We start from the raw sequence: 17,323 nt of genomic DNA on the forward strand, positions 1-17,323 counted from the left end.
AAGTAAATAGTTGGAAAAGGGGGATATTTAAAATGAATACCTTGATCGTAGCTTGTCAAACTATTGAAGATGAATTGAATAAAGCAATAGGTGAGATTGGGTGTAATTATCCGGTATTATGGATAAAATCTGGTCTTCATCTACAACCTGATTCTCTAAAAGAGTGTCTTCAGTGTGAACTGGATCATATATCCAATGTGGAGCAGGTTATTTTGGCCTTTGGATACTGTGGAAATGCCATAATTGGGCTTAAACCTCCAACATACCGCATGATTTTTCCACGGGTGGACGATTGCATTACACTGCTTCTGGGATCCTGCAAAAGACGTAATGAGCTGTCTGGTGATGGCGGAACCTATTTTTTGACTAAAGGCTGGCTGGAATCTGAGAGGAATATATGGATTGAGTATCAAGAAGCGGTGAAGCGCTATGGAAGGGAAAAGGCAGAAAAAATTTACAGTATAGTTTTCAAGCATTACCAGAAATTAGGGGTTATAAAAACCGGAGCCTATGAACTTGAAAACTACCTGGAAAAAACGAAAAAGATAGCGAGTGAATTGAAATTACAATACGAAGTTTTACCGGGAACAATTGAATACATCAAGAAGCTTCTGACGGGACCATGGGATCCCAGGGAGTTCATAACTATAAATCCAGGTGAAACTGTTACAATGGAACATATTTATGATGTGGATGGGCAGCTTTCAAAGAATGCTCAGTGTACAATTGACAGTAAACTATAAGCAGCTGATAGTAGAAATACTGGCTGCTTAACTGCAGCCAGTAGTGGAACCACAGTCCAGACAAACCATGCAGGTTCCGTTTCTAACCATTCTGGTGCTGGAACAATTAGGACAGGTTGAACCATATATTCTTTCACCGTCTATTTTTTTTGTCTTGATTTCAGTGGTACTGATTTTACCGGAATTTAATTCAGTGGAGGAGCTGCCTAAAATCAAGCTGTCCTTATCATAATTTTCAGGTTTAACCTGGCATCGGGAAAAATCTCCAAGTTCTATATCTATTATTTTACTTATGAGATCTGATATAGAGGATACGTATTTTATATAAGGATGCTTTTGGACAAATCCATAGGGCTCATATTTTTGACCGCGCAGCATTCTGGATATATCCTGGGGTGGAACATGGTATTGGAGCATCACTGATATTGCCTTGGATAGGGAATTTAAAAGCCCCATTATTATAGTACCCTCTCTGTCTGTAGTTATATATATTTCAGATATATCTCCATTTGAGGATCTGTTTACGGTAGTGTATATTTTTACGTCATCTATTTGTGCAGGATGGGTGGTTCCCCTGCGGATTCCTATGAGTTTATCACGCTTTGAATATTTTACTCCTTTTTGTAGACTTTTGGCTCTGATTAAAAGCTGCTTATAAGTTAAATCTTCAAGTTTTATATTGTCTGAAGCAGATAAATTTGTATTCAGAGGCTGGGCTGCTTTAGAAGAATCCCTATATAGGGTAATGCCCTTGATGCCCAGTTTCCAGGAGGATAAAATTACATCCTTAAAATCCTGTATGGAGGCGCTTTTAGGTAAGTTCACAGTTTTCGACACTGAACCGGATATAAGTGGGGTTATAGAAGCCACCATCTTTACGTGTCCCATGGGATCGATATATCTTTCGCCGCTGCCGCATTTATTTGACGTGTCGAATATAGCAAGGTGTTCATCTTTTAAGTGTGGAGCTCCTTCTATTTTTCCATCTAGTATCTTTTCATAAGTGAAATCGTCTTTGGTTATAGTTTCCTTTTCAAGTACATAGGACAATATATCCTCTATCTGTTCTTTGGCATAACCCAGTTTTTTTAATGCTAGAGTTATTACCGGGTTTATAATTGTCATAAATCCGCCGCCGGATAATTTCTTGTAGACAATATGGCTGAAAAATGGCTCTATTGAAGTAGCACCGCAGTCCATGGCAAAGGATATAGTACCTGTAGGAGCTATGACTGTAACCTGGGCATTTCTGTAGCCAAATTTGTCTCCGCTTTTAAGAGCATTTATCCAGCAGTTTTTTAATGTATCCCCTATATATGATAAATTTTCTTTCTTTAAGAGTTCATGCTCTACTTTCAAGGGAGTATAATTTAATCCTTCAAATTCATTCGAAAAGTTGTATCCCATGCTTTTTGAAAGTGACTCCATGTTTATGGAAGCTGCCCGGGCATGATTCCTCATTACTCTCATCATATACGGTTTATTTATTTGAAACTTTTCAAAAGGGCCTATCTCTTTTGCTATTAGAGAGGATACATAATAGGATTGACCTGTAAGTATTCCTACCAGCGAGGCTGCCAATGTTCTAGCCTCATTTGAATCATAAGGATAACCCATGACCATGAATAATGATGCTATATTTGATATACCGAGGCCTGTAGTTCTGAAGAGGTGGGTTTTCCTAGCTATATCTGCGGTGGGAAACTGTCCCCAATGTATAGAGGATTCGAGAATCAGCTGGACTAAACCAATTATATGTAAATATCCTTTCAGGTCAAAGGTATTTTTATTTGCATTGTAAAATCTGTATATATTTATGGATGCCAAATTGCAGGAAGTATCATCCAAAAAGGCATACTCACCACAGGGATTCGTGGAATTAATCATATTATAGGCTGCATTTACCTTTCCGTCTTCTCCTGCAGGACATGTGTGCCAGGCGTTGAAAGTGTCACTGAATTGGGGAGCTGGATCTGCACATTTCCAGGCACAGGTATTAAAGGTGTCCCAGATTTCTTTTACTTTTACTGTTTTTGTAATTTTGGGATCAATTCTACCCGTGAGATTGATTATTTCATCAGGATTTACCTTTAATCTATCGACTTTGGACATAAAGCTGTTTGAAAATCTTACAGAATTATTGCTGTTTTGTCCTGAGACAGTTTCATAAGCCTCACCGTCTAAATCTGTATCATATCCCATTTTGCCGAGGGCTCTCACTTTATCTTCTTCCTTTGATTTCCAGGTTATAAAATCCATGATCTCAGGATGATTTACATCCAAACATACCATTTTGGCAGCTCTTCTTGTAGTACCTCCTGATTTGATAGCTCCTGCATTTCTGTCCAATGCCTTTAAGAAACTCATGAGCCCTGAGGAAGAACCGCCTCCGGATAATTTTTCACCCTTTGCCCTTATAGTAGAAAAATTGGTACCAGTTCCTGAACCGCCCTTAAATAGTTTTGTCTCTGTTACGAATTGATCTGATATGGAATGCGGACCTAAAAGTTTATCTTCGATAGATAGTATAAAACATGCAGAAGCCTGGGTTCTAGTATAGCTGTCTTCACATTCCATTACTTTGCCCAGCGTGTCATCGAAATAGTAACTTCCCTGTTTTACACCGCTTATACCATAGGACAGTTTAAGCCCCGTATTAAACCATTGAGGGGAGTTAGGGGCGTACATTTGATTTAAAAGTGCATATACACATTCATCATAAAAAATAGAACCTTCTTTTTCTGTCTTTATAAGCCCCTCGTCTTTTAAAGATTCACACCAGAAACTTACCATTCTATGGGCGACGGATTTCATACTGTTCTCATAACCTAGTTTTCCTGGAACGCCAGCTTTTCTAAAATATTTAGAAGCTATTATGTCACAGGCATTTTGAGAATACTGTTCTGGAAATTCTAGATTTTTCATGTCTACCAAAACTTTGTGGGTCTTATGATCTTTTAAAAATACATCTGTTTTTTTCCATTTGAATAGATCATATACGGTTTTATTACTGTCATTTTCAAGAGATTTTGTATAATATCTTTTAAACAAGTCCTTTATACTATCCAATTACAACCTACCTCCAATTTAATATATGAGCTCATTGTGTTAAAATTATATATCTTGTGTGTGTATTAAAAAAATAACTACTATATATAGTATTAATTAAGATAAATAAGTACTATATATAGTGCTTATTTATTATATTATATATTTCATAAAAGTTCAATTTATATTATATGTCATTTTCCACTGTGATTTTTAAATAGATTGTATTTTATGAGGTTATTTTAGTTTTATTATTATAAATAAACTTATGGATCATTTTAACGTTTAACTAAAAATAGTTTATAATTAATATCAGAATATAGTTTATACAAGACGAAGGAGATTAAGTCATATGATAAGAAAATTTAAAAATTACATGCCGGAAATAGGAAAAAACTGCTTTATAGCAGACAATGCAGAGATTATAGGAAAAGTTAAAATTTATGAAGATGCAAATATATGGTTTGGAGCTGTGCTAAGAGGTGATGTAAATTATATATATGTGGGAAAGGGAAGCAATGTACAGGATAATTGCACTTTTCATACTAGTGAGGGGATGAATCCTATAGAAATAGGAGAATATGTTACTGTAGGGCATAATGCGATAATACACGGAGGCAAAGTTGGAAAATACTCTTTAATTGGTATGGGTTCCATAATATTAGATAATGCAGAGATAGGTGAATATACTATTATAGGAGCAGGAAGCCTTGTAACTAAGAATAAAAAAATACCTTCTGGAGTGATGTGCATGGGTTCTCCCGCAAAAGTTGTGAGAGAGCTTACAGAAGAGGAGAAAGAATTCCTTAGAAATTCTGCAAAAGGCTATATCATAGAGGCCGAAAACTATAAGCAATATGTTATTAGGGAGTAAATTGCGTAAAATATATATCACTTATTTTATAAATAAAGTATAGAATATAGTGTCAATAATATTTGGAGAGTGTATAATGCCGAACTTCAAATTGGGTTCTAGAGGAAGCCAGGTAATGCAGATACAGGCAACTTTGAAAAAGATAGGCTACGATCCTGGACCTATAGATGGAATATATGGTATACAAACTGAACAGGCTGTCAGAAATTTTCAGAGAAATAATGGACTGATACAGGACGGAATAATAGGGCCGGACACTTATAGGGTACTGCATAGCTTTATATTGGGATATGACAATTATATTATTAAGCCAGGGGATACGTTATACGGCATAAGTAGAAAATATGGAACTCAGGTTTATAAAATAATAACGGCCAATCCACTCATAGAGCCCTTGGGCCTAATTCCGGGGAATACAATTAAAGTGCCCTACAGCACAGATGTGGTGGATACAAACATATATTATACTTATGATGTACTGGAGACAGATCTTATGGGGCTTAAAGGTAGATATCCCTTTATAACTGTAGGTAGTGCTGGTGAAAGTGTTCTTGGAAGGCAGCTGCATTATGTGAGACTTGGGGTAGGGGGTAATCAAGTATCTTATAATGGTTCCCACCATGCTTTGGAGTGGATAACAACACCTCTTTTAATGAAGTTTATAGAAAATTTTGCCAGAGCCTATTCGGAAGGGGAAAATATAAGAGGATATAATATAGGAGATATATGGAGCAGGAGCAGTATATATATAGTTCCTATGGTTAACCCTGATGGAGTAGATCTTGTTTTGAATGGATTAGCTAGAGATAACCCCTATTATTATGAGCTTATAAGGTGGAATAGAGGTAGTGCTGATTTTTCTAGAGATTGGGAAGCAAATAACAGGGGAGTTGATCTCAATCATAATTATAATGCAAACTGGCAGCTCTCAAAGGAATCCGAGCCTTCCTACGGTGTGTACGGTCCAGGACCTACCAGATATTCAGGGCCTTATGCTGAATCAGAGCCAGAAACCAGGACAATGGTCAATTTCACAAATAATCATGATTTTAGGTTGGTACTGGCGTATCACAGTCAGGGACAGGTTATTTACTGGCAATATAATGCTTTGACTCCTCCAGAGTCGAGGAGAATAGCAGAGTTGTTCTCTGAAGTGAGCGGATACAGGCTGGAAGAAACTACTGGTATAGCATCCTATTCGGGATACAAGGATTGGTTTATACAGGATCACGGAAAGCCTGGCTTTACTATAGAAGTGGGTAGAGGGATTAATCCTCTCCCTATAAATCAGTTTGATCAAATATACAATGAAAATGAAGAACTTCTTCTTCTAGCTTCAGTTATATAGCAATTTTATTAAATAGTAAAGAGTTAAGGGCAGTGGATGGTTTTAGATCTTCTGGTATTAATATAAAAAGATTATCTGAAGCTCTGAACTCTGGACTAGTGACTCTATTTATATATGTCTACCAGAAGGCCGCTTATGTCATCTATAGTAGCGGCCACATCCAGATTTGATTTTTGATCGTTTATAAGAGCCTCAGTGAGCTCTTCTAATTTCTTATCTATAGTATCCACTGTTATAAAGTACTGTGTCTGCCAAAAACTTATATCTTTTTTTACATTGTACATATATTTTAAAACGGATTCCAAATATTCTTTTATTATCTTTTTATAAATTTTAACATCTGAATAGCATTTTGTTATAGATAATCTGTTTCCTCTTTTTTTGATTTCATCAAACATATTTTTAAGCTGCTCTTCTGATTTTTTTTCCATCTGAGAGTTGAAGCTTTGGGAAAAATCTTTTTTTACTTTTATATTTTTGTTGTTTGAGGAAGGAGAAGAAGCTCTTCCAATTCTAGAAATTTCCATAAAGCACCTCCATATTTTTTATTTAAAAATTTAAAACTGAATATTGTCTCTCAACTTTATTATATATAATATCTTGGCAAAAATATAGTATAATTTTATCATAACTCACAGCTAAATATATAATTGACTATAGAATTTTTATATAACAGTGATAATGGCTATTTAATATGTATAAGATTACAGTGTTTTCAAAAAATAAAACTTGGGTAGGTGATTTTATGTGGTTTGAGAAAAGTTCAAATGAAATAATAAAAGAATTCAATACGGATAGGATAAATGGACTGAGTTCAAGGGAAGCTTTAATTAGAAAAGATAAATATGGTCCCAATAAATTGGCAGGGAAGAAAAAAAAATCTGTTTTAAGACTTTTGTTTGAACAGATAAATGACGTGTTGATATATATATTGCTGGCAGCGGCCGTAATTTCCGCTTTACTTGGAGAAGTAAGTGATGCAGTTATTATAGTAATTGTAGTTATATTAAATGCCATAATAGGATTGATTCAGGAATCAAGAGCTGAAAGAGCACTTGAATCCTTAAAAAAGCTTTCTTTTCCCAAAGCACTTGTGAAAAGAGATGGGAGTATTCAGGAAATAGCTTCCGAAGAGGTAGTAATAGGAGATATAGTGATTTTGGAGGCTGGCAAGTACGTCCCCTGCGATTTAAGGTTAATTGAAACTGCCAACCTTAAGATAGAGGAATCAGCTCTAACCGGTGAATCAGTACCTTCTGAAAAATATGCAGAGAATGTCTTAGAAGGTGAGAATATATCTCTTGGAGATCAGCAAAATATGGCTTTTATGTCAACTATGGTAACTTATGGAAGAGGTGTAGGTGTTGCTGTAGCCACAGGCATGAATACTGAGATAGGGAAGATAGCAAAAATGCTTGATGAGGATGAAAAAAATCTGACTCCTCTTCAGGTGAAACTTGCACAGCTTGGTAAGGCACTTGGTTTCGCAGTACTTATAATATGTGTTCTCATGTTTGGTGTGGCAGTGATTCAAAAAAGGGATTTATTTGAAATGTTTCTGACAGCCATAAGTCTGGCAGTGGCTGCTGTTCCGGAGGGATTACCTGCCATGGTTACCATAGTTCTTGCAGTGGGAGTCCAGAGAATGATAAAGAAGAATGCCATAGTCAGGAAATTACCTGCCATAGAAACCTTAGGCTCCGTAAATATAATATGTTCCGATAAAACTGGGACTTTAACACAGAATAAAATGACTGTAACGAAATTTTATGCTGATGGCATTTTGAATGATATTTCAGGTCTGGATGTGAAAAACAAAGTTCATTCCGCTCTTGTAAAAGATATGATGCTCTGTAATGATGCTACTTATTCTGCAGATTCCAAAACCGGAGATCCAACTGAAATTGCACTACTTGAATTAGGAGCTAAATTTGATTTATACAAGGAAGATGAAAATAAGTTACATCCCAGGGCAAATGAGATACCCTTTGATTCGGACAGAAAGCTTATGACTACTTTGAATAAATTCGGTGATAAGTACGATATAATTACAAAAGGGGCTGTGGATAATTTAATTAAGCTGTGTAACAGTATATATGTAAATGATAATATAGTTCCACTTACTGAAGAGCTGAAATCAAAAATAATGGATGCTTCTGACAGCATGTCGAAAGATGCCCTTAGGGTACTTGCGGCAGCTTTTAAAAGGGTGGATTCAACTGAAATTGAAATTGATTCTATGGAAAGAGGTTTGACTTTTGTCGGTCTGGTTGGAATGATAGATCCTCCAAGAGAAAATGTTGAAAATTCCATAGAAGAATGTAGAAAATCAGGTATAAGGACGGTTATGATTACTGGAGATCATAAGAATACAGCCTTTGCCATAGCAAAAGAGCTTGGAATAGCAAAGGATTCCTCTCAGGTCATACTGGGATATGAATTTGATAAATTATCTGAAGAGGATGCCGAAGACAAAATTGACCATTTGAGAGTTTTTGCCAGAGTATCACCTGAACACAAAGTGAAAATTGTAAAGACATTGAAGAAAAAGGGAAATATAGTTTCCATGACTGGAGATGGTGTGAATGATGCACCTTCGTTAAAAACTGCAGATATAGGTGTAGCTATGGGAATTACGGGAACTGATGTGGCTAAAGATGCCTCGGATATGATATTGACTGATGACAATTTTTCAACTATTGTGGAAGCGGTAAAAGAGGGAAGAAATATATACAATAATATAAGGAAATCCATAGTATTTCTTCTTTCCTGCAATATAGGAGAGATAATAGCTCTGTTTATTGGCATAGTTCTGGGGTGGCCTTCGATATTAAGACCCATTCACCTTTTATGGGTGAATCTTATAACAGACAGCCTTCCAGCACTGGCCCTGGGAGTGGATCCTGATGATCCGGATATAATGAAAGAAAAACCTCGTAATGCGAAAGAGGGACTATTTTCAGGAAAAAATGGGGCACTTTTAATAGGCAACGGTATTTTGATAGGTATAATCACGCTGAGTGCTTTTTATGTAGGTACCAGAATATATCCAAATTCTCTTATGCATGCCCAGACTATGTCTTTTGTGGTATTGAGTGTGTCTCAGCTTTTTTATACCTTGAGTATAAGGCATAGTGAAAAATCCATGTTCCAGGTTGGAATTTTTACCAATAAGTATTTGATTGGTGCGATAGTACTTGGAATAATACTTCAGAATATAGTGATCACAGTGCCATTTTTGGCATCTGTATTCAAAGTGTTTAGGCTCACCTTGAATGACTGGCTGTTTGTACTTTTGTTATCCATAATACCTCTTATTGTGAATGAAACTGTAAAAATACTCTGGAACAGGATAGTTAAAAGTTAATAGTGGGAAATGAATGTTAAATGGAGATTTTCGGACAAAAACGAAAATCTCCATTTAAATTGAATAAGCAATGGTAACCATCAGATAAAATGTGAGCTATTTTCACTGGGAAATAATTTTTTTAGTTTCCTATAAAGTGTCATTCTTGGAATTCCTAAAGTTTCCGCTGTTTTCGATTTGTTAAAATTATTTTTTATCAATGTATTCATTATCAATTTACTTTCAGTTTCATGGATGGAATTTTTTAGAAGTTTATCTTTATTATTTTCGTTGAGATCATTTTGATGGTTGTCTTCTAATAAAAATTCAGGTAAATCATCCATGGTTATAACTTTATTTTTGGAAGTTACCATTATCCTTCCCAATATATTTGTCAATTCTCTTATATTACCGGGCCAGTCATAGGAGGATAGAACTTTTAATATATTGTCGGGAAAATATTTTTTTATGTTGTATTTTTGGTAGAATCTATTTTGTATAGATTCTACCAAAATGTCTATATCCCCCTTACGCTCCCTGAGAGGAGGAATTTCAAGATTTAAAAAATTAAGCCTGTAAAACAAATCCTTTCTGAAAGTACCCTGAAGTACTTTTTTCTTCAAATCGCAGTTGGTGGCAGCTATTACCCTTACATCTATATTTATTATTTTATTACTGCCTATACGTTCTACTTCGTTTTCCTGTAAAACTCTAAGTAGTTTTGCTTGAAGAACTAATGGTATATCCCCTATTTCATCCAGAAATATAGTTCCGCCATTTGCCAGTTCAAATTTTCCGCATTTACCCTCTTTTGAAGCTCCGGTAAAAGAGCCGCTGTCATATCCAAACAATTCTGATTCTGCAAGATTTTCTGGTATTGCGGCACAATTTACTTTTACGAATGGATTAAGTCGTCTTTTGCTTTTATTATGAATAGCATGGGCAAACATTTCTTTACCAACACCGCTTTCACCGGTTATAAGTACAGTAAAATTAGAAAGAGCAAACTTTTCTGCCATTTTTTTACACTTTTTTCCGCTAGTGGAGTTTACTAAAATATCATTGAAATTATATTTTGCATGAAATGATGCATTTATACTATTGAATTTATTGGCCATATCTGTATTATCAAAGGACTCAGATGTAAATAAGCTCATTCCTCCTATTAATTGATTTCCGTATAAAAGAGGAATACTGTGAATGATAACTTTCGTTTTATCATTAAATTTATATATCTTCTCATTTTCAGGGATTCCTGTCTTAATTACATCTGGAAGTTTGGAATTGGGAATGATATTTTCTACTTGGGAATCCTCCAAATCTTTAAGTGTAATTTGAAAAAATTTTGTAAAAGCAGGATTTACATCTAATATATTGCATTTGGCATCTACAAATATAACTGGAAGTGAAATATTGTAAAATATCATGTGATTTATGTTACTTATATACTGTTTTAATTCTATTCTGGAAATTTTATCGTTCATAATTTAAAATGTCATCACCTTACCTTTTTTGAGTGTACAATAAATTTTGCTGTTGCAATTACAAAATGTATCAATATGTTACCCTAAAATTGTAACATATTGATGCACATGATTTCAATACGAAAGATCATAACACCGTGAAAAAGATCTTTTATACAAATATAATGTCGACTTTAAATGAATATTTAATATCTATATTTTTAAAATGTAAAGTAAAATAAATTATGAATCAGAAAATTAAAATTTTATGTGATGATTTTATCGAGGTTATATGTTTACAAGCAGGAGTTTATATAGTATTTTACTAAATGAAAATATTTAATGGAATGTATATATGAATACTATAGTTTAATATACTATTTATATGAATGATAAATTTCATAATTGCCAATAAGGTTTTTATTGGCATGGTAAATGCTACTAATAAAAATACTGAAATAATTTTCTGTAATTTAAAAAGGGGTGAAGTTAATGCAATTTACATCTGTTGAATGTTTCCTCGTAGTAATGGCATTTTTACTAATAGGGGAAGTTGTATCAGAAAAAACGAAGGCCTATGTTCCTTCAGTATTTATCTCGGCTGTTTTATTTTTAATAGCATTTTGGACATTTGCACCAAAGGATGTAGTTGTACGGGCATCTTTTGGTAAAGAGTTTATACAGATTGCTATGGGACTTCTTCTTGTACATCTAGGTACTCTTATGAGTTTGAGAAAACTGATAAGTCAGTGGAAGGCGGTAGTGGTTGCAGTCTGTGGAGTGTGTGGAATTATGGCTTTGACTATGACTGTAGGACTATTGCTGTTCGATTGGCACACAGTTGTGGCTGCAACACCACCTCTTACTGGGGGAATAGTGGCAGCATTACTTATGTCTGAGGGATTGAAGGCTCAAGGTATTACTGCTCTTGCAGTACTTCCAATAGCTATGTTTATAACCCACAGCTTTTTTGGATATCCTATTACCTCCTGGTGTTTAAAAAAAGAGGGAAAGAGAGTTATAAAGGACTTTAGAGAAAATGGTCCTGATCCAAAAGTTCTAAAAGAAGGAAGTATGTTTCAGGAAGAAAGTGAGAGGAAAAAGCTCATACCTGCACTTCCGAAAGCTTATCAGAGCTCTCCAATGATACTTTTTAAAGTAATACTGGTATCCATGCTTGCGGGATGGCTGTCTAATTTAACTGGCGGGGCAGTGAATCAGTATGTGATATGTCTCATACTTGGAGTTGTTTTTTGTGAACTGGGTTTTCTGGAAGAACAGTCTCTTGTCAAAGCAGGGGTTTTTAACTGGCTTATATTGGGACTTCTGGCCTATGTATTTTCGCAGCTGTCCAGTGTTACACCAGCACAGCTTTTAGGAATAATAGGACCGATAATTGTACTTATAATTTTGGGAATTCTGGGTATGTTTATAATGTCAATGCTCGTGGGTAGACCTCTTGGATTTTCAAAAGAAATGGCTTTTGCCTGTGCACTTACAGCACTTTTCGGCTTTCCGGCGGATTATGTTATAACTACGGAAGTCTGTAAATCTGTGGGCAGTACAGAGGAAGAAAAAAATTATCTGATAGACATATTGCTTCCTAGAATGCTGGTAGGTGGTTTTATGACAGTATCTATTGCATCTGTAGTCATAGCTAGTATATTCCTTAAGCTATTATAAATTATTTATTAAAATTAGGAGGCGCTTATTTATATGGGGAATGACGTGTTGGAGAGGGCAAAAAATATTAAAGATTGGTTGGTGGATTTAAGAAGAGATTTTCACAGACATCCTGAACAGTCGCTTAAAGAGTACAGGACATCCAAAATAATTACTAAAAATTTAATTGACATGGGGATTAAAGTGGATCATATTGGAGAAACAGGAATAGTTGGCATTCTAGAAGGAAGTTCAAAAGGTAAGGTTATTGCACTCAGGGCAGATATAGATGCATTATCTGTAACTGAAAAGACAGGTCTTCCGTTTTCATCGGAAAATATAGGTTATATGCATGCCTGTGGGCATGATTTCCATGCTTCTATGCTTTTAGGAGCAGCAAAACTATTGTCTGAGAAAAAGGATGAATTAAAGGGTACTGTTAAATTTTTATTTCAGCCTGCAGAAGAAATTGCGGAAGGAGCAAAGCAGATGGTGCAGGGGGGAGCCCTTAAAAATCCAGATGTGGACTATATTTTTGGTATGCATGTATGGTCTGATATATCCATAAATAAAGTGTCATTACAGGAAGGGCCAATTATGGCGAGTGCAGATATCTGGAAATTAAAAGTGCTTGGTAAATCTTGTCATGGTTCTTCTCCATGGCAGGGAGTGGATTCCATAACATGCGCTTCTGCAATAATTCAGGGTATACAGACTATAGTGAGCAGGGTGAATGATGTAAGAAGTCCAATAGTAATAAATATAGGAACTATAAGAGGCGGAGAGAGATTTAATGTAACTCCCGGTACCACTGAAATGGAAGGTATGAACAGAACTTTCAATGCTAATGTTAGAAAGGAACTTCCAAAATGGATGGAGAGAATAATTAAAAACACCTGTGAAGCATATGGATGTGATTATGAATTTAATTATACTTTTAAATGTGCTGTGACTGATAATGAACCCAAACACACTAGAGCGGCCATAAATTCCATAAAAAAGTTTATGGGTGAAGATGGAGTCATAAGTATAGACAGAATAATGGGCTCAGAGGATTTTTCTGAATATCTGGAGGAAATTCCGGGTTCATTGATGCTCCTTGGTGGAAGAAACGAGGAGAAGGGATGCAACTACTCTCATCATTCCAATTATTTTAATGTGGATGAAGATGCCCTTCCCATAGGGACAGCAGCTTATACTCAAGTAGCTCTTGATTTTCTTTCCTAGTTTGAAAAGCTGTATGCAATTCTGAAATGAATCGCATACAGCTTTTACTTAATGAGTTTTGTTCCATTTTCATCCTGAAAAATTAAATTTCTCTTCATAAGTCCTCCCAGGGCGTTTTTAAAATAATTTTTACTTTCATGAAATGTGGTTTTTATATCTTCAGGAGAACTTTTGTCATTATAGGGCATAAACCCGCCGTGTGATTTTAGGTAATCCAGTATTGTATCCTCCAGGGATAACCTCTCGTACTTTGGAGTTTTCCTGGGCGTAAGTCCCAGTTTACCATCTTCGTAAATCCTTTTTATTCTCAAATTGAGTTCATCGCCGATATTTAGCTTTGTAAAATATTCATTTCTTAATATAACACCCTTATATTTTTTATCAATTACCACCATGGCACTGTTGTTTGTCTGGAAACCATAGACAATGCCCTTTACCTCTGCACCTATATTGTATTTTTCATTTTCCTCCTCCACTTCTAAAAGATATCTGTCTATGTCTGTAGTTGCAGCTATTCTATTTGTCTTATCCAGATAGAGGTAAAAGGGATAGCATTTTCCCAGAATGAGTTTATACTTTTGTTCTGATATTGGAACCAGCACATCCCTTTCCAGGCCTATGCCTATGAAATAGCCGAAGCTGACTTGCGATACTGTTTTTAGCAGTGCAATTTCTCCTACCTGAGCCAGTGGTGATTTAAGAGTAGCAATTATTTTGTCTTTTGAATCCTTATATATAAAGGCATTTAGCTCATCCCCTATGGAAAGTTCTTTTCCCAGGGTATTTTTATTTGGAAGAAGTATGTCATCCCTGATACTGCCTGTTTTGGCATCCAGATAATATCCGAACTTGGTTTTCCGGGCTATTTTTAAGAGATTGAATTTCCCTAACGATACCATTTTATTTCACTCCTAGCTTTTTCAAAGTACAAAGTGCAAACTTAAACGATGCACAGTTTGCAATTTACAATATTGAACTTTGATATTTGAATATGATTTTTATTGTATTCAAAAATCATTATATACTATTATTCGCAATGATGCCAGAAAACTAACCTCCAAAATTTGTTTTAAGGGAAGAGCCTTCTATTGAAACGTGTACGTCCATTTTGAGCTGGCTTTTTTGAAATATGTTATCTGAATTTTCTCTAGGATATCTTCTTTGAAAGTCTTCCGTTATATGAAATATATCCAAATTTTTATCCTTATATTGTTTAAATATATCGTCACAGGCATAAATTATGTTCCTTTCCGCATTTGCCTCTATTGCTTTTATGGAGGCTTGATTTAAGTTGAGTTTATTTTGTGCTTCGGATATGCTTGCTTTTGTGTTTATTATTTTTTTTACTACTAATTTTTTACCATCGTAATACATTTTTGTTTTTGTGGTATTTTTTAGTATTTCCAGTCCTATATATTTGGAGGAAATATCCGGATTTGTGACTTCCATGGAGCCTCCGTTTATATTATTCAACATAAAATTATAGCCCAGTGCAGTTTCTCTTCTCAATGTGTCCACCATTTTGTAATTGGTGATTATGGCCCCGTCTCCTATTTCTATTCTATTTTCGGGTTGATCCTGTTTTATCTGTACCATGGGAATAACAGATGTCTTGGATTTAGTATGCATTTCATTTAAAAAATCATTTAAGCTGGTCATAACTTCTCTGGAGGATGAGGGTATGTTCTTTATTAGGTCATGAATAAAGACCCCCAGATATTCCTGACCCTTTAATTTCATATTGATAAAATTGTCCGGACACCCCTTTAGAATAGCTATATTTGCCCTTAGTACAAATTCCTGATCCCTTTCAAAAAAATCTATAAAATCTTTCATGCTGCGTTCTGCAGCTTTTTGAGTAAATATAATTCCCATATTCTGAGTGTAATTTAATTTGTAATTGGAAGATAGATTTATATCTCTTATGGTTTCAAACATAGTTTTTCTTGAACCTTTAAAGAGGATCCTCTGGTCGCTGTTAGAAGAACTGGTAACAGTTTTTTGAGGCTTGAAGGCTTCTACATAAATTATGGGATTGTCCTGGCTATCTACATCTATTATACAGGCTGTTGCAAATATGACCTTATCTATATCGTTGTAGTTAAAGCATCCAGTGAGGAAAGATGCACATATTATTAGAAAGCAGCAGAGAAATTTTTTCATATCTTATCATCCTTGTTAAAATTATTATTGGATATATTGGTCAATTTTCCTCTGAGGAAAATATCCCTGTACCTTAAATTCTTTCTGGTAAGTATAGGGGTAATGTATGGGTAGCCGCAGCTGTCCAGAGATGCTACATCCGATATCATTACGAACAATCCCATGAAGAATCCAAGCATACCAATTAGAGAACACAGGAGCAGTATTATAGAACTCCATACAAGTATGGGACCGTATAATTTAGGTGTTAAAAAGGAAGATATGGCAGATATGGCCACTATTATAACCGTACTTTGGGAAGTAAGGCCGGCGCTTACTGCTGTCTGGCCAAGTATGAGTGCTCCTACTATACTCATGGACTGCCCTATGGGCTGGGGAAGCCGTATTCCAGCTTCCCTTAGAAGCTGGAAGAAAAACAACATCAAATAAACTTCTATAACAGTGGGAATGGGCACGTCTGCTCTGGATGAAGAGAGCCTGAATACAAATATAAGAGGTATAAGTGAAAAATGATAGGTTGTAAGTGCTATATACAGTCCTGGCAGAAATACTGAAATCCCAAAAGCTGCAATTCTAATTAGTCTGACTATACTTGTGTAGTAAGTATTCAGATAATAATCATCCGCCATCTGAAAATTTTCTATAAAGAAATAAGGTGCGCTGAGGGCAAAGGGAGTACCGTCTACAAGAATAAGCACCCTGCCCTGTAGTATCTTGGATGCTGCAGTATCGGCTTTTTCAGTATAACCTATGGTATCAAAAATAGTTCCTGAATTTTTTAACTGTTCTTCTATATAATTTGTATCGAGAAGAAAATCTATGTTCATTTTTGAAAATTTATCATTGATGTATTTTATTACCTTTTGTGAAACCAGATCTTGGAGATACAAAAAAACTACAGTTGTATTGGAAATTTTACCTACAATCTTGTATTCTATTTTTAATTGTGGGCTTTTTATTCTTCTCCTTATAAGAGATATATTGTCCATTAAAGCTTCTGTTAAGCCTTCTCTTGGGCCCTTTATCACTGTTTCAGTTAAAGGGGTGTTTATAGTTCTCTTGTTGAATCCTTTGGCTTCACAGTATATGACATTGCCATAAAAATCAGATAATATTATAACGTCACCGGATAAAATGTGCAGTAGTGCATCATCTTTGGAATTTACATCACCTAGGGAGTTGCTGTAGAGAACCTGATCTTTTATCATTTCCACGTCAGTGATGGATTTGCTGTTTTTTATCAGAGGGGCTATTATATATTCGCTTATAAATTTTGAATCACACATGTCGTCTATAAATAACAGATATATGATTCCCCTACTGCATTTTATTTCACGGTGTTTTAAATCAGAGTTATTCTTTAATTTTTCGTTTATATAATTTAAATAATCATTCATATTTTCATCACCAGCTATATTATCTGTATTTTCTTGAATAACATTCATGGTT

12 protein-coding genes are annotated in these 17,323 nt (G+C 35.1%); 6 read left to right on the forward strand and 6 right to left on the reverse strand.

The window, feature by feature from the left end; genetic code table 11:
• Window positions 1-743, forward strand: a 743-nt coding sequence (locus ACFHWD_RS10100; protein ID WP_378061717.1) for a DUF1638 domain-containing protein, incomplete at its 5' end; no start/stop codon positions are given.
• A gap of 27 nt (window positions 744-770) precedes the next feature.
• On the opposite strand, the gene ACFHWD_RS10105 is transcribed toward ACFHWD_RS10100, so the two are convergent.
• The gene (locus ACFHWD_RS10105) at window positions 771-3,812 is read right to left on the reverse strand and encodes a vitamin B12-dependent ribonucleotide reductase (RefSeq protein ID WP_179976930.1); all 3,042 of its coding nucleotides are present in this window, start codon (window positions 3,810-3,812) and stop codon (window positions 771-773) included.
• A 331-nt stretch (window positions 3,813-4,143) separates the two neighbouring features.
• On the opposite strand from ACFHWD_RS10105, the gene ACFHWD_RS10110 reads away from it, so the two are divergent.
• A complete protein-coding gene (locus tag ACFHWD_RS10110) occupies window positions 4,144-4,665 on the forward strand; it encodes a gamma carbonic anhydrase family protein (protein ID WP_150355950.1) in 522 nt (173 codons plus the stop codon).
• A gap of 76 nt (window positions 4,666-4,741) precedes the next feature.
• Window positions 4,742-6,013 (forward strand): M14 family metallopeptidase, encoded by a 1,272-nt coding sequence (locus ACFHWD_RS10115; protein WP_150355949.1) that lies wholly within the window; start codon window positions 4,742-4,744, stop codon window positions 6,011-6,013.
• Between the two features lie 104 nt (window positions 6,014-6,117).
• Here ACFHWD_RS10115 and ACFHWD_RS10120 read toward each other — a convergent pair whose 3' ends face one another.
• A complete protein-coding gene (locus ACFHWD_RS10120) occupies window positions 6,118-6,540 on the reverse strand; it encodes a YaaR family protein (protein ID WP_150355948.1) in 423 nt (140 codons plus the stop codon).
• A gap of 218 nt (window positions 6,541-6,758) precedes the next feature.
• On the opposite strand from ACFHWD_RS10120, the gene ACFHWD_RS10125 reads away from it, so the two are divergent.
• Window positions 6,759-9,380 (forward strand): calcium-translocating P-type ATPase, PMCA-type, encoded by a 2,622-nt coding sequence (locus ACFHWD_RS10125; protein ID WP_378061720.1) that lies wholly within the window; start codon window positions 6,759-6,761, stop codon window positions 9,378-9,380.
• A gap of 80 nt (window positions 9,381-9,460) precedes the next feature.
• Here ACFHWD_RS10125 and ACFHWD_RS10130 read toward each other — a convergent pair whose 3' ends face one another.
• On the reverse strand, window positions 9,461-10,843 hold the full coding sequence (locus ACFHWD_RS10130; RefSeq protein WP_150355946.1) for a sigma-54-dependent Fis family transcriptional regulator: 1,383 nt from the start codon (window positions 10,841-10,843) through the stop codon (window positions 9,461-9,463).
• Between the two features lie 471 nt (window positions 10,844-11,314).
• Here ACFHWD_RS10130 and ACFHWD_RS10135 point away from each other — a divergent pair, with 471 nt between their 5' ends.
• Both ACFHWD_RS10135 and ACFHWD_RS10140 read left to right on the forward strand, forming a co-directional pair.
• Window positions 11,315-12,505, forward strand: a complete 1,191-nt coding sequence (locus ACFHWD_RS10135) for a hypothetical protein (RefSeq protein WP_150355945.1) — start codon at window positions 11,315-11,317, stop codon at window positions 12,503-12,505.
• A 33-nt stretch (window positions 12,506-12,538) separates the two neighbouring features.
• Window positions 12,539-13,711, forward strand: coding sequence for a M20 family metallopeptidase (locus ACFHWD_RS10140; protein WP_179976931.1), 1,173 nt, complete (start codon window positions 12,539-12,541; stop codon window positions 13,709-13,711).
• 44 nt (window positions 13,712-13,755) lie between these two features.
• Here ACFHWD_RS10140 and ACFHWD_RS10145 read toward each other — a convergent pair whose 3' ends face one another.
• From ACFHWD_RS10145 to ACFHWD_RS10155, 3 genes are all read right to left on the reverse strand, one after another.
• Window positions 13,756-14,610: a S1 RNA-binding domain-containing protein gene (locus ACFHWD_RS10145; RefSeq protein WP_150355943.1), complete on the reverse strand. Its 855-nt coding sequence runs from the start codon at window positions 14,608-14,610 to the stop codon at window positions 13,756-13,758.
• Window positions 14,611-14,761: 151 nt separating this feature from the next.
• A complete protein-coding gene (locus ACFHWD_RS10150; protein ID WP_150355942.1) occupies window positions 14,762-15,874 on the reverse strand; it encodes a Ger(x)C family spore germination protein in 1,113 nt (370 codons plus the stop codon).
• On the reverse strand, window positions 15,871-17,271 hold the full coding sequence (locus ACFHWD_RS10155) for a spore germination protein (RefSeq protein WP_378061724.1): 1,401 nt from the start codon (window positions 17,269-17,271) through the stop codon (window positions 15,871-15,873). Before ACFHWD_RS10155 ends, ACFHWD_RS10150 begins: the two co-directional genes overlap by 4 nt.
• Window positions 17,272-17,323: the final 52 nt, after the last annotated feature.

The organism is Clostridium sp. MT-14 (assembly GCF_042436595.1).
Lineage (GTDB): Bacteria > Bacillota > Clostridia > Clostridiales > Clostridiaceae > Clostridium_B > Clostridium_B aromativorans.